The following is a 12,385-nucleotide window of genomic DNA, read 5'->3' on the forward strand; positions in this document are numbered from 1 at the left end:
AGTCGTCCGCTCGGAGGCCCGCGTCCGCGAGACGTGGCCGAAGGGCGCGATGCACCGCCGTCGGGCGTAATGGAAGGACCTGCCCCGGCGAACTGCACCCGGGTGTCGGGGTTGATCAAGCCGGTGTCGAGTGCCCGCGGCGGGAGTAGGACGGCGGTGAGCAAGGATGAGCGGCGAGCAGCTGTCCGGCGCAGCGCGACCGGACCGGTCGGAGGGGCACGGCGAACACCTGCTGGGGGCACTGCTCGATCAGGCCCACGAGCTGCCGCCCCGGCTGATCGCCCCGCTGGTCGCCGACGCGGTGCGCAGGTTCGGCGGCCGTGACCCGGCGCTGCTGCTGCAGGACTACGGCCAAGTGGTGCTGGCGCCGTTGCCGGGGCGGGGGTTGGCCGCCGGGGAGCCGGTGCCGATCGACGGCTCCCCCGCGGGTGCGGCCTTCCTGCGCGGTGCCGCCGTCGAGGAACCGCAGGCCGACGGGGTGCGGGTGTACCTGCCGTTGCTGGACGGCGGCGACGAGGTGGGGGTACTGGCCCTCACCCTGGATGCCGTCGACGAGGACGACCGGCGGCGGCTGCGGCGCCTCGCCGCCCTGGTCGCCGATCTGCTGGTCACCAAGAGCGGCTACACCGACCGGATCTTCCAGGCCCGGCGCCTCGAACCGATGAGCGTGGCCGCCGAGATCCAGTGGTCGCTGCTGCCACCGCTGTCGATGGCCGTTCCCCGGGTCGCCGTGGCCGGCATCCTCGAACCGGCCTACCAGGTGGCCGGGGACAGCTTCGACTACGCGCTCAACGACGGCCTCCTGCACGTCGCCACGATCGACGCGATGGGCCACGGGCTGGACGCCGCGACCATGGCGACCGTGGCCATCGGCGCGTACCGGCACGCCCGGCGCGCCGACATCGGGCTGGCCGAGATCTACGCGTTCATGGACCGGGCCATCGCCGAGCAGTTCGGGCCGGACCACTTCGTCACCGCGCAGATGATGCGCCTGGACACCGGGACCGGCCACCTGCAGCGGGTCAACGCCGGCCATCCCCAGCCGCTGCTGATCCGCGACCACGTCGTCGTCGAACGGTTGGAGAGCGCCACCACCCTGCCGGTCGGGTTCGGCGGTGAGGAGCCGGTGATCAGCGAGCGGGTGCTGCGGCACGGTGACCGGGTGCTGTGCTTCACCGACGGCCTGGTCGAGGAGCGCGAGGCCGGCGGGGAGCAGTTCGGGGAGGAGCAGCTCATCGACTGGGTCAACCGCGTCGAGCGCTCGCAGGACGGGGTGCGGGCCGTGGTCCGCGCGCTCTCCCACGTCCTGAAGGAGAAGCGGGGCGGGCGCACGAGCGACGACGCCACCCTCTTCCTGATCGAGTGGCGCTGACGCACCGGCCCCGACCAGGGCTTTCGTGACCGGCCGGGCCGGCCCGGTGCGGGCGGAGTACCGTGGGGATATCGGAGCGGCCGGAGCCGCCGCTCCCCCGAGGGTCGGCCCTCGCTCAGCGGGGGCTGGGCCGCGTCCGCGGATAGGTGGCGGGCCATGTCGGACGAAGCCGGTGCCGCGTTCCCGGGACTTCTGCCGGACCGGTTCCGGCAGGCCGCGAAGCCCGGGACGGTCCTGTTGCGCCTGGAGACCACCCAGTCGCGCGAGGGTGTGCTCGACGGTGCATGGTGGCCGCGTTCACGGGACGTCGGCGCCGAACTGCCTGGTCTGGTCCGCGCGTTGACCGAACACCTCGGCCCCGTCGCGAGCGTCGGCCTGGACGCGGAAGCCTGGGACGACGTACCGGCCCGGCTGGTCGTCGACGGCCGGTCGGTGCACATCGACCGGTACCCGGTCGGTGACGACACGGTGATCGTCACGCGGGGCGACCGCGATCACTTCAGCCTGCTCGTCGTCCCCCCGCAGGCGAGCCAGGAGGCGGCCCTGGCCGCGATGGCCCGCGCGGTCGAGGCAGGCGGAAGCGACTCGGCACGGCAGATCCTCGTCGCCCTCGGCATCGGCTCCGAACCGCCGGGCGAAGAGACCTGAGGAACGGCCTCGTGGGCCCGGCTCCTCCAGCGGACAGGAAAGGCAGGACGCAGAGATGTCCGTCTACGTGAAACTCTCGGCCGACGCCCGCGCCCCGGCGGAGCCGTCGAAGGGACCGCTGGACCTGCAGTACGAGGACGGCACGGACGACGGCGTCACCTTCGAGTACGACCTGCACCCGAGCGGCGCGCTGCGCGTCCTGCGGGTCTTCGAGGACACGCCGCACCGGATCGAGGCGTGCTTCAGCTCCGGGGCGTGGCTCCAGGTCGTGGGCACCTACCTGCGAAGCGGCTCCGAGTACTGACGGACGTACTGGCGGCGATCCGCTCCGGGCGAACCGCAGGCCCCGACGACGGTTGCCCCGTCGGGTTTCCGCCCGGCGCCTTCGGACGGACACCGAGCGACGACGAGGGCGGCCCCTCAGACGCGCCCGTAACGGACCGCCTGGTCGGCGAACTCCCGGGCCATCTCCTCGGAAACGGTCGGACGGGTGCGGTGGATGGCGTCCAGATAGTCCTGAGTACTGGGTTGGGTCCGCTCCCCCGTGTCCAGCGTGTGCTCGAACGCGCTCTGGGCGACCGCCATGGCGACCTGCCTGATGTCGGCGGGAGTGAAGCCCTCGCTGGCTTCGGCGAGGACCGCCGTGTCGGCGGCGGTACCCGTTTTCGCGGTGTAGCCGGCCCACAGCGCGTCGCGGGCCGTGACATCGGGCGGCCCGACCGGCAGGACGTAGTCGAACCGGCCGTGGCGCAGGAACGCCGGGTCCAGGGCGGCCACCGAGTTGGTGGCGCAGACGAGGAGCCGGCCGTCGCGCTCACGGAACCGCACGATCGACTTGAGGAGTTCGTTGACCACGCCGACCGACGCTGGGGCGGCGAGGCTGCGCGTACCGGCGACCTCCTCGACCTCGTCGATGAAGAGCAGCACATGGTCGAGCTGCACCACCTCTTCGAAGCGGCGGCTGAGTCCGGTGGCCAGCCCGTCCTCGGAGGCGAGCCGGGAGGGGAAGATCTCGATGAACGGCCAGCCGAGCCGACCGGCCACGGCCTTGGCGAACGTGCTCTTGCCCGTGCCCGGCGGACCGAACAGCACGACCGCGCGGGGCGGTTCCACTCCATGGGCGTCCGCCAGCTCGGGGTTCGCCAGGGGCAGCACCAGTCGCCGTTCGATGAGCCGCTTCTCGTCGGCCATGCCCGTGAGCCGCTCCCAGAGACGGGCTTCGGGCATGACCGCGCCCAGCATCGCCAGGACCGTCGCGCCCTGGGCACTGACGGCCTCCGACTTCTCGAAGTACGTGAGCCCCCGGTGGGGTTGGAATCCGGAGTTGACCAGTGCGGTGGCGCCGGTCTCCTCATCGGGCAGAAGCGCCGCGACGATCCTGGCGCCGGCGTCCCGCAGACGATGCTCCAGCGCGGACAGCAGGGCGGTGCCCATGCCCAGGTTCCGCCAGGCGGGGTGCAGGGCGATGCGCAGCACCCATGCCCGGTCCCCGTCCACCCGGCCCACCGCCGCGCCCACGAGATGTCCGTCGGCCACCACGACGACGCTCGGATTCCGTGCCTGCAACGCGGCGACCACGTCGGAGAGGCGGAAGACGGCGGCGTGATCCGTGGTGGCGCTCTCGGCGTCGAGCCGGACCATCGCTTCGAGGTCGTCCGGTGTGAAGTCCCGGACATGCCACACAGCCATACGCCGCTCTCGCATACGCCGCTCTCGAACGTCGCGTGCCCCTGGACTTCCATCATCGATCGGCTCCGGCGTGGTCGCTCGCCGGGCGGGCGACCGCGCCTGGTGCGCGCCGAGGCGGGCGTTCGCGACGGATTCCTCCCCGCCCCACCGCCTCGGCCGTCCTCCTCCTGCTCGGCATGCCGACGCGGACCGCCGCGGGAACGGCCGTTCAGGCGAGCAGGAGTTCTGCCGCCGGGGTGTGGTTACCGGTCACGGAGGCGCCGGCCATCGCCGAGGCGGCCATGTCCGGGGCGGTGCCGGGCGGCACCACCAGCAGCAGGAAGTGGTCCTGGAATCCCCGGGTGACGCTGATCGTCGCGTCGCTGCCGGCGAACCAGTTGATCCTGATCGTCAGGCCGTTCGCCGCGACGGACCGGGGCACACTGTCCCAGGCCGCGGTGTCGAGGCCGACCCGGACGATGCGCCCGAAGTGGGCGCCGAGCGCGGTGATCAGGTCCGGCAGTTCGGCGAGGACGTGGTTCGAGCGGGGCCACCAGGCCCCGTCGAAGACGCCCTCCCGCGCCATCGTCGGCTCCAGCTCCAAGCGCGGCAGCAGCGGCGCACCGGACACTGTCCACGGGCCGGAAGAGGAAGAAGTCGGGAAAGGAATCGGCATCATGCGAAGCCGCCCGTCCGGTCCACGAGGGACCCGTCATGACCCAGGGCGACGTCGACGCTGATGCCGGTGTGCGGAATGTCCTCGGTTGTGTTCCACGCTACTCCCCCACGGCCTCCCCCGAGCTGCCCACCGCAGGAGTAGTCTCGGAGACATCCAGGGCATCCCGCATCCCGGTCCCCGTTCCGGCTTCGTTCTGGGTGAAGCACAGCCCGGCAGATCCCGCTCCGGCGGGCAGCCGGAGACGGGAACGGTGAACACCGTGACCACTCACTCGACTCAGCCCGCACGGCCCGGCCACGGCCTCACGGTCGCCGACGCCATGGAACCCTGCGACTACCAGATAGCCGACGACAGCACCGTCGACCAGGCCGACGACGTCCTCCGCGGCGCCCACCTCGACTACCTGCTCGTCCGCGGCCACGACGGCCGGTGTGAGGGGCTGGTCACCCGCACCGGACTCCACCCGTTCCTCACCCGCTCCTGGGACACCGAGCGGACCGCGATCAGCGCGACCACCCACCAGCGCGGCCCGTTCGCCTGGCCGACCATGGGCCTGGCCCTGGCCGCGATAGTCATGCGGATCAAGCACCTGGCGGTCTGGCCCGTCGTCGACGAGGACGGCTACATCCTCGGCGTGCTCACTGCGGACCGCGCCACCGGCCTCCTCGCCGCCGCGCCGGCTCCGTGACGCCGTCGGTGGCTCAGCCCGACTGCCAGCCCACGAGTGCCGGTACGGCCGGGGACCTGGAGCGGACCTCGGCGTTCATGGCTGGCTACTGGCCGGTGGTGCCGATCCCGATGCCAGCCCTGGCGGACGCGATGGAGCGGCTGTGGTGGAAGCGCATGGCAGACTCCTGGCAGCTGGTCTTCCACTGCGACCGCGACAACAACCCCTGCGACCACCTATTCCTGCCCGCTGAACACTTCCTGGACTGGTGAACGGAGCGGCGAGAGGACGTGCGGCCATGCCCTGCTGGTGTCCCGTCGCTACGTGCCAACCACTCACCGGCCGGCAGGTAGGCGTTCCCGGAGGCCCTCCAGCTGCATCGGAGTGAAACTGTTCGTTGTGATCTTGCGCAACGTTCACGGCCGGTCGGCTGGCCCTGAAAGAGACATCTCGATACGGCGATTCACCGATGGTGATTCAGCCGAGGAACTCACCCTTCTCCTGCACCGCGCATACGCCGCTCATGCAGCGGCTGGCAGGGTCTTCTTCGCGTCGTACCAGTCCGTGCAGGACACGGCTACCCGGATGGGGAGGGGGGAGTGCTGGCTCGCCTTCCAAGGCGCTGAGCTGGTCGGGTCGGTGACGGTAGCGGCACCGTACACGGTGCCCGTGGGGTATCCGGCACCAGCCGATGCGGGCTCATTCTGGCAGCTCGCGGTGGATCCCGCGTGTCAGGGGACGGGCCTCGGACAACGGCTGTTGACCGTGGCGGAGGACCGCATCGTCGCTCTCGGGGCCGCGGAAGCGGTCATCGATACGTCGGCCGAGGCCACTGAGCTGGTCGCTTGGTATCGCCGACGGGGGTACGTCCCCGTTGGGACGTGGCGGTGGGACGTGACCAACTACGAGAGCGTGGTCCTGCTGAAAGACCTTGCCGCAGCTGGCCGGGAACGGTGAAAACGTGCGGTCGGTGCCTCCCCAACTGGAAGGCACCGACCGCACGCGCTGGCGGCCGACGCTACTGGTCGAGGGCTCGCGCAGCGTCCTGCGCGGCGATGGTGAGGGCCTCGTCGAGGGCCTCGGGGCGGCGTCCGCCGGCACTGGCAACTGGGCCCTTGCCACCGGCTCCGCCGCCGACGGTGCGGGCGGCGGAGGCGAGAAGCTGACTGGCCTGAGTGCCAGCAGTGAGAAGGCTGCGGGTGATGGCGGCGGCGAGGAGGGCCTTGCCATCGTGTTCGGTGCCGAAGACGACGACAGCGTGGCCGTTGCCCAGGAGGTCGGCGGTGTTGGTGGCGAGGGTGCGGAGTTCGTCGGAGCCGAGGCCGGTGACCTTCTCGGTGACGATCCGGCCGCCTGGGACGGTGCGGGCGGAGGCGGCGAGTTGCTGGGCGCGGGTGTGGAACTCGGCATCGCGGAGGCGGGCGAGTTCCTGTTGGGCGGTGGTGAGGGCGTCGAGGCGCTTGCGGAGGGTGTCGGGGGCGTCCTGGGGGCGGGTGCCGAGGAGGGTGGAGAGTTCTTCGAGGAGGCGGCGTTCGGTGTCGTGGTAGGTGAGGGCGTCGCGGCCGGTGAGGGCTTCGATGCGGCGGAGGTTGGAGCCGATGGAGGCTTCGCCGAGGATGCGGACGGGGCCGGCGTTGGAGCCGTGGGGGACGTGGGTGCCGCCGCAGAGTTCGCGGGAGAAGTCGCCGATGTCGACGATGCGGACGTGGTCGCCGTACTTCTCGCCGAAGAGGGCGGTTGCTCCGGCGGCCTCGGCCTCGGAGCGGGTGGCGTGCCAGATGCGGACTTCGGGGTCGTCGAGGAGGTGGTCGTTGACGAGGGCCTGGATGGCGGCGAGCTGGGTGGGGTCGAGCGCAGAGAAGTGGGCGAAGTCGAAGCGCAGGCGGCCGGCGTCGACGAGGGAGCCGTGCTGGCGGGCGTGGTCGCCGAGGGTGCGGCGGAGCATGGCGTGCAGGACGTGGGTGGCGGAGTGGGAGCGGGCGACGGCGTCCCGGCGCGGGCCGTCGACGAGGGCTTCGGCCTGCTCGCCGCTGCGGATCTCGCCGTCGAGGATGCGGACGGTGTGGACGTGGAAGCCCTCCAGGCCGAGCCTGGTGTCCAGGACCTCCAGGAGCGCGCCGCCGGTGGTACGGATGGTGCCGGTGTCGCCGACCTGACCGCCGGACTCGGCGTAGAACGGGCTGCGGTCCAGGACCAGTTCGAGCGTGCTGCCCTGGTCGGCGCCGGGCACGGCGGTGCCGTCGGAGATGAGGCCGAGGACGGTGGCTTCGGTGTCGAGGCGGTCGTAGCCGGTGAAGTCGGTGCGGCCGTGGCGGGAGGATAGTTCGCGGTAGGCGTCCTGGTGGCGCAGGGCCTCGGCGGTCTTGGCCTTGCCGCCGGCCTTGGCGCGCTTCTGCTGTTCGGCGAGCAGGGCGGTGAAGCGGTCCTCGTCAACGGCCAGCCCGGCGTCGCGGGCGGCCTCGATGGTGAGCTCGACGGGGAAGCCGTAGGTGTCGTGCAGTTCGAAGGCGGTGTCCCCGGTGAGGGTGGTGGAGCGGCTGTCGCGGCTGCGGGTGATGGCGGCGTTCAGCAGCCGGGTGCCCTGGGTGAGGGTGCGGGTGAAGGATTCTTCCTCGGCGGTGACGACCTGCTCGATGAGGCTGGCCTGGCCGGTGAGTTCGGGCCAGACGTCGCCGAGGTTGGCGATGACGCTGGCGGTGGCCGGGGCGAGGACGGGCTGGTCGATGCCGAGCATGCGGGCGTGCCGGATCGCCCGGCGCATCAGACGGCGCAGGACGTAGCCGCGGCCGTCCTTGGCGGGCAGCACGCCGTCCGCGATGAGGTAGGCGATGGAGCGGGCGTGCTCGGAGACGACCTGGAAGGAGACCTTCTCCTCGCCACCGGAACCGCTGCCCGGGTAGTCACGGCCGGCGAGTTCCTGGACGGTGGTCAGGGTGGGCAGGAGGAGGTCGGTGCTGCAGACGTTCTCGACGTCCTGGAGGATCGCGGCGAGGCGGTCGAGGCCGAGGCCGGTGTCGATGCTCTGCTGGGCGAGGTCGCCGAGGATCGGGAAGGTGCCGTTGTCGTCGTTCTCGCCGCGCATGGACTGCATGAAGACGAGGTTCCAGATCTCGACGTAGCGTTCGCCGTCGACGGCCGGTCCGCCTTCGCGTCCGAAGGCCGGGCCCCGGTCGTAGTTGACTTCGGAGCAGGGGCCGCAGGGGCCGGGGACGCCCATGTCCCAGAAGTTGTCCGCGCCGAGGCGCTGGATGCGTTCGGTGGGTACGCCGATCTTGTGCCAGAGCTGTTCGGCCTCGTCGTCGCTCTGGTGGACGGTGATCCAGAGGCGGTCCTTCTCCAGGTTGTAGCCCTGGGTGAGGAGTTCCCAGGCGTAGGCGATGGCGTCGGCCTTGAAGTAGTCGCCGAAGGAGAAGTTGCCCATCATCTCGAAGAACGTGGCGTGCCGGTTGGTGCGGCCGACGTTGTCGATGTCGGAGGTGCGGGCGCACTTCTGGATGGTGGTGGCGCGGGGGTACTCCGGGGTGACCTCGCCCAGGAAGTAGGGCTTGAACTGGTTCATGCCGGCGTTGGCCAGCAGCAGGGTCGGGTCGGAGGGGATGAGCGGGCTGGACGGGACGTGGCGGTGGCCGCGCGAGGTGAAGAAGTCCAGGAAGGTGGAGCGGATCTGCGTCGAGCGCATGGCGGTATGGCCCTCACGGAAAAGTCGCGGAGAGGTGGGGGGTGATCACACGCCGAGCCGGGCCGAGAACGAGGACTGAGTGGTTCTCAGTTCTCCAGCTCGGCGCAGATAGCTCGCGCCCCCACGGTGTAGACCATGACTCCGGTATCCGTCGCTCTGAGGTGGCGCAGCCGACAACGGACGCAACGGTCTGCTGCGACTACGCCACCAACAGTAGCGGCTCCGGGGTCAAGATCGCTTGGAGTTGTCCTCCTGACGGCCGATGCCGACCAGGAGGGGCAGGACGAAGGCGGCGTGGTCGGCGCGGGGCATCACGAGGTGGGCTCCGGCCCGGGTGAGGGCTTCGGGGCCGGCGAAGCCCCAGCCGGCGCCGACGGCGGTGACGCCCGCGGCGTGGGCGGCGTGGATGTCGGTCTCGGTGTCGCCGACGAAGATGCCTGCTCTCGGGGTGACGTCGAGCCGTTCGAGGGCGAGCAGGACGCCGTCGGGGGCGGGTTTGGGCTGGGCGTCCTCGTAGCAGACGACGGTGTCCAGCTGGTCGAGGATGTCCTGCGGCAGCAGCCAGTTGACCCGTTGGCGGCTTCGCAGGGTGACGATGCCGGTGCCGACTCCGGCCTCGCGGAGCGCCGCAAGGGTCTGGGCGACGTACGGGAACACCTCGGCGGTCAGGGTGGCCGTGGCGCTCGCTGCGGCCCAGCCTTCCTCGTTGACCGGCCCGTCCAGTCCGAGATCGGAGAGGACGTACTCGCGCGGGGTGGTCGCGGCGTCGGCCGGGAGATCGGCGACGGTCACCCGCTTGCCGAGGGCGGCGGTCGCGTAGCCTGCCAGGGTGGCGAGTTGGGCGTCCCGGCTGTCGACGAGGACGCCGTCGAGGTCGAAGAGCATGGCCCGCTTCACGCGGCACCGCCCCCCGGGGTGACGGCAGGTCGGCTTCGGTGAACAGCGAGCGCAGCGTGACGCGGTGGTCGGCCAGCAGCGTCCGGCCGCCGAGCGGTCGCTCCAGGACGCACAGCGCGTGGGTGACCGGTCCGCCCACCATCCGCAGGATGCGTGCCATGTGGAGCAGTTGGCCGCCGGAGCGGACCACGTCGTCGACCAGGACGATGCGGCGGCCGTCGATGGGACGGCCTTCGACCTGGTGGAACGACCCGTAGCTCTTGGGCTTGCGGCGCACGAAGACGGCGGGCAGGCCGGTGGCGGCGGACAGCGCCACGACGAGGGGGACGCCGCCGAGTTCGATGCCGGCGAGCACCTGGGCGTCGTCGGGGACGAGGTCGGCCATGGCGGTGGCGGTGTCGCGCAGGAGCGCGGGGTCGGAGGCGAGCCGGTACTCGTCGAAGTACACGTCGAGCCGGCCGCCGTCGGCGAGCTTGAACGGGGCGTTGACGCAGGCGGTTTCGGCGAGTCGGGCGGCGAGGCCGGCCGACGGGGTGCGGGTGGTCATTCTCCTCCGATCGGGGTGGTGTCGAGCGAGGCGAGGTGGGCGCGGAAGGCGTCGGCGGACTCGGCGGTGGTGAGGAAGCCGAGCGGCCGGGTCGGGGTCTCGTACAGCCACCGCTCCTCGCGCAGGAAGGCGAGCAGGCGCAGGGCCGACGCGCCCGCGAGACAGACCGGCACGGGCCGGATGGTGGTCGCGTAGTAGAGGGCGGCGGTCAGCTCGTGGAGGGTGCCGACTCCGCCGCCCATGGCGACGACCAGGTCGGCGTTCTCCAGGTAGTGGTTGAGGCGGGCGCCGGGGTCGGGCAGGTGGACGGACAGGGTGGTGTGGGGGTTGAACGCGCCCCACTCGTCGTGCTTGCCGGTCAGGGTGACGGCGGTGACCGTGGCTCCCTGGCCTCCGGCTCCGCGGGCGGCGGCCTCCATGAGCCCGTTGTAGCCGCCGTGCAGGAGCTGGTAGCCGGCCTGGGCGAGGGCCCGGCCGATCTCCTCAGCCAGCGTCTCCTCCTGGGCGGAGGCGGGGACGACGCCGCCAAAGAAGACGGCGGTCAGGCCCTCGCGGGCCCGGCTGGCGGCCGGGCCCGCGAGGTGGAGTGCGTTCACACCAGCTCCTGGTAGGTGCGGTAGGCGGCGACGGCGTCGTGCAGGCCGTCGAGCGCCTGCGGGCAGGCCCGCTCGGCCAGGGCGAGCACCCGCTCGATCGCCTCGGTGACGTCGGCCGCCTCCGGGATGGCCGGGCCGCTGATCGCGGCGTCCAGGTCGCCCAGGCAGGCGCGGCCGATCGGGGTGACGGCGATCTCCTCGCGCAGCTGGTACCAGCCCCAGAACCACGAGGCGGGGGCCAGGGCGGTCTTGACTGGGCCGGGCGCCCCGGCGAGGCCGCCGAGTACGCCGCCCTGGGGCAGAACGTGGCCGGCAACGTGCGCGGCACCACCGGCGTCTGGCTGGCCTGCCTCTCCGCCCGCGCTCACTCCCTCCTCGGCGACGGTGAGGCCACCCGCACGGCCATCCAACGGGCCGAGAATGCCCGCGCCGCCGTCGAACCCGACGACCTCGACGCCTTCGGCGGCATCATGACCTTCCCGGTGCCCCGCCAGCTCTACTACGTCGCCGAGTCCACCGTGCAGCTCGGCCAGGACGCCGCGCTCGGCGAGAGCCAGTCCGAAGCGGCCGTCGCCGCCTACCGCAGTGCCACCGAGGACGAGTGGGCCTTCGGCGACCAGGCCGGCGCCCAGACCGACCTCGCCCTCGCCCGCATCGCCCGCGGCGAGATCGAGGGCGCCGCCGAGGCCGTCCGCCCCGTGCTCAACCTCCCCGTCGCACTGAGGAACTTCGGCATCGTGAGCAGCGCCCAGCGCGTGCACGCCGCCCTGCACGGCGACGGCCGTCGCAGCGGCAGCGGTGCGGCGGCCGGTCTGCGCGAGGAAATCGAGGCCTTCACCGCCACCCCGACCTCGGTCCTCGTCCGGTGACCCCACGGATAGGCTCCGCAGCCATGAATCCTGTGCACCTGACCGGCCCCAACCTGGCACTGCGCGAAGTCGAACCCGAGGACACCGACGACCTCCTGGCCATCTACGGCGACCCCGAGGCCACCCGGCACCTCAGCTTCGAACCCCGCACCCGCGAACAGGTCCAGGCGATCACCGCCCGCTCCATCGCCTCCGCGCTGGCCACTCCGCGCACCGAGTACTGCCTCGCCATCACCCGCCTCGGCGAACAGCGGCTGATCGGCTACGCGCGCCTGGCCACCGAGCCGCAGCAGGCCGCCACCATCGGCTTCGCCCTCCACCCCGCCGCGTGGGGCAAGGGCCTCGGCATCGAGACCGTCCACCTGCTCTGCGCCCTCGGCTTCAACGTCCTCGGCCTGCACCGCATCTGGGCCGCCCGCTCCCCGCTCAACGAAGCCTCTGCCCGCACTCTTCTTCGGGCCGGCATGACCGAGGACGGCCGCATCCGGGACCACGTCTTCGTCCACGGCGCCTGGCGCGACTCGATCACCTACTCGATCCTGGAACACGAGTGGACATCGATCGACGGACTCAGTCCGGGGCGGTGATCCGGTGCTGCCCGAGCCGCACATAGTGATCCCCGGCATCGCCGGGTTCGCCCGCGGCGATGTGCCCGACCCACCCGCGACCGACGACGGCAACACCTGGGTCGACGGCTTCTGCCGGCCGTACTGCGGCCGACAGTGGACCCGTGTCCTGTGGATCGGCACCGCTACGGCCGGAG

General features: G+C 71.8%; 14 protein-coding genes and 1 pseudogene. 8 read left to right on the forward strand and 7 right to left on the reverse strand.

From position 1 onward, the window contains the following. Positions 1-166 precede the first annotated feature (166 nt). From ACWDBE_RS20155 to ACWDBE_RS20165, 3 genes are all read left to right on the forward strand, one after another. Positions 167-1,372, forward strand: coding sequence for a PP2C family protein-serine/threonine phosphatase (locus ACWDBE_RS20155; protein WP_449808688.1), 1,206 nt, complete (start codon positions 167-169; stop codon positions 1,370-1,372). Positions 1,373-1,528: 156 nt separating this feature from the next. Continuing rightward, positions 1,529-2,020 carry a DUF5994 family protein gene (locus tag ACWDBE_RS20160; protein WP_449808689.1) on the forward strand — a complete coding sequence of 164 codons (492 nt, stop codon included), beginning with the start codon at positions 1,529-1,531 and terminating at the stop codon, positions 2,018-2,020. A gap of 55 nt (positions 2,021-2,075) precedes the next feature. Continuing rightward, positions 2,076-2,324, forward strand: a complete 249-nt coding sequence (locus ACWDBE_RS20165; protein WP_449787791.1) for a hypothetical protein — start codon at positions 2,076-2,078, stop codon at positions 2,322-2,324. 116 nt (positions 2,325-2,440) lie between these two features. Here the strand turns inward: ACWDBE_RS20165 and ACWDBE_RS20170 are convergent, their stop codons facing one another. Together ACWDBE_RS20170 and ACWDBE_RS20175 are read right to left on the reverse strand one after the other, a co-directional pair. After that, positions 2,441-3,709: an ATP-binding protein gene (locus ACWDBE_RS20170; protein WP_449787792.1), complete on the reverse strand. Its 1,269-nt coding sequence runs from the start codon at positions 3,707-3,709 to the stop codon at positions 2,441-2,443. 208 nt (positions 3,710-3,917) lie between these two features. Continuing rightward, on the reverse strand, positions 3,918-4,319 hold the full coding sequence (locus ACWDBE_RS20175; RefSeq protein ID WP_449787793.1) for a DUF5994 family protein: 402 nt from the start codon (positions 4,317-4,319) through the stop codon (positions 3,918-3,920). A gap of 307 nt (positions 4,320-4,626) precedes the next feature. Here ACWDBE_RS20175 and ACWDBE_RS20180 point away from each other — a divergent pair, with 307 nt between their 5' ends. The 3 genes from ACWDBE_RS20180 to ACWDBE_RS20190 all read left to right on the forward strand — a co-directional run bounded on the left by ACWDBE_RS20180 (position 4,627) and on the right by ACWDBE_RS20190 (position 5,991). Beyond that, positions 4,627-5,055, forward strand: coding sequence for a CBS domain-containing protein (locus ACWDBE_RS20180; RefSeq protein ID WP_449808690.1), 429 nt, complete (start codon positions 4,627-4,629; stop codon positions 5,053-5,055). Positions 5,056-5,063: 8 nt separating this feature from the next. Beyond that, the gene (locus ACWDBE_RS20185) at positions 5,064-5,306 is read left to right on the forward strand and encodes a hypothetical protein (protein ID WP_449808691.1); all 243 of its coding nucleotides are present in this window, start codon (positions 5,064-5,066) and stop codon (positions 5,304-5,306) included. A 127-nt stretch (positions 5,307-5,433) separates the two neighbouring features. Next, the gene (locus ACWDBE_RS20190; protein ID WP_449808692.1) at positions 5,434-5,991 is read left to right on the forward strand and encodes a GNAT family N-acetyltransferase; all 558 of its coding nucleotides are present in this window, start codon (positions 5,434-5,436) and stop codon (positions 5,989-5,991) included. A 61-nt stretch (positions 5,992-6,052) separates the two neighbouring features. On the opposite strand, the gene alaS is transcribed toward ACWDBE_RS20190, so the two are convergent. The 5 genes and pseudogenes from alaS to ACWDBE_RS20215 form a co-directional block, all read right to left on the reverse strand. Beyond that, positions 6,053-8,713, reverse strand: a complete 2,661-nt coding sequence (alaS, locus tag ACWDBE_RS20195) for an alanine--tRNA ligase (RefSeq protein ID WP_449808693.1) — start codon at positions 8,711-8,713, stop codon at positions 6,053-6,055. A gap of 228 nt (positions 8,714-8,941) precedes the next feature. Next, positions 8,942-9,598 carry an HAD family hydrolase gene (locus ACWDBE_RS20200; RefSeq protein ID WP_449808694.1) on the reverse strand — a complete coding sequence of 219 codons (657 nt, stop codon included), beginning with the start codon at positions 9,596-9,598 and terminating at the stop codon, positions 8,942-8,944. 118 nt (positions 9,599-9,716) lie between these two features. After that, positions 9,717-10,157: pseudogene (locus ACWDBE_RS20205) on the reverse strand (orotate phosphoribosyltransferase); the annotation flags it as partial. Next, positions 10,154-10,753 (reverse strand): SLOG cluster 4 domain-containing protein, encoded by a 600-nt coding sequence (locus ACWDBE_RS20210; protein ID WP_449808695.1) that lies wholly within the window; start codon positions 10,751-10,753, stop codon positions 10,154-10,156. The gene ACWDBE_RS20210 and the pseudogene ACWDBE_RS20205, both read right to left, overlap by 4 nt. Beyond that, the gene (locus tag ACWDBE_RS20215; protein WP_449808696.1) at positions 10,750-11,121 is read right to left on the reverse strand and encodes a hypothetical protein; all 372 of its coding nucleotides are present in this window, start codon (positions 11,119-11,121) and stop codon (positions 10,750-10,752) included. The genes ACWDBE_RS20210 and ACWDBE_RS20215 overlap by 4 nt, the downstream gene beginning before the upstream one ends. On the opposite strand from ACWDBE_RS20215, the gene ACWDBE_RS20220 reads away from it, so the two are divergent. Both ACWDBE_RS20220 and ACWDBE_RS20225 read left to right on the forward strand, forming a co-directional pair. After that, on the forward strand, positions 11,071-11,622 hold the full coding sequence (locus tag ACWDBE_RS20220) for a hypothetical protein (protein ID WP_449808697.1): 552 nt from the start codon (positions 11,071-11,073) through the stop codon (positions 11,620-11,622). The two genes, ACWDBE_RS20215 and ACWDBE_RS20220, sit on opposite strands and share 51 nt — an antisense overlap. A gap of 23 nt (positions 11,623-11,645) precedes the next feature. Next, a complete protein-coding gene (locus ACWDBE_RS20225) occupies positions 11,646-12,209 on the forward strand; it encodes a GNAT family N-acetyltransferase (RefSeq protein ID WP_449808698.1) in 564 nt (187 codons plus the stop codon). Positions 12,210-12,385: the final 176 nt, after the last annotated feature.

The organism is Kitasatospora sp. NPDC001132, assembly GCF_053598415.1.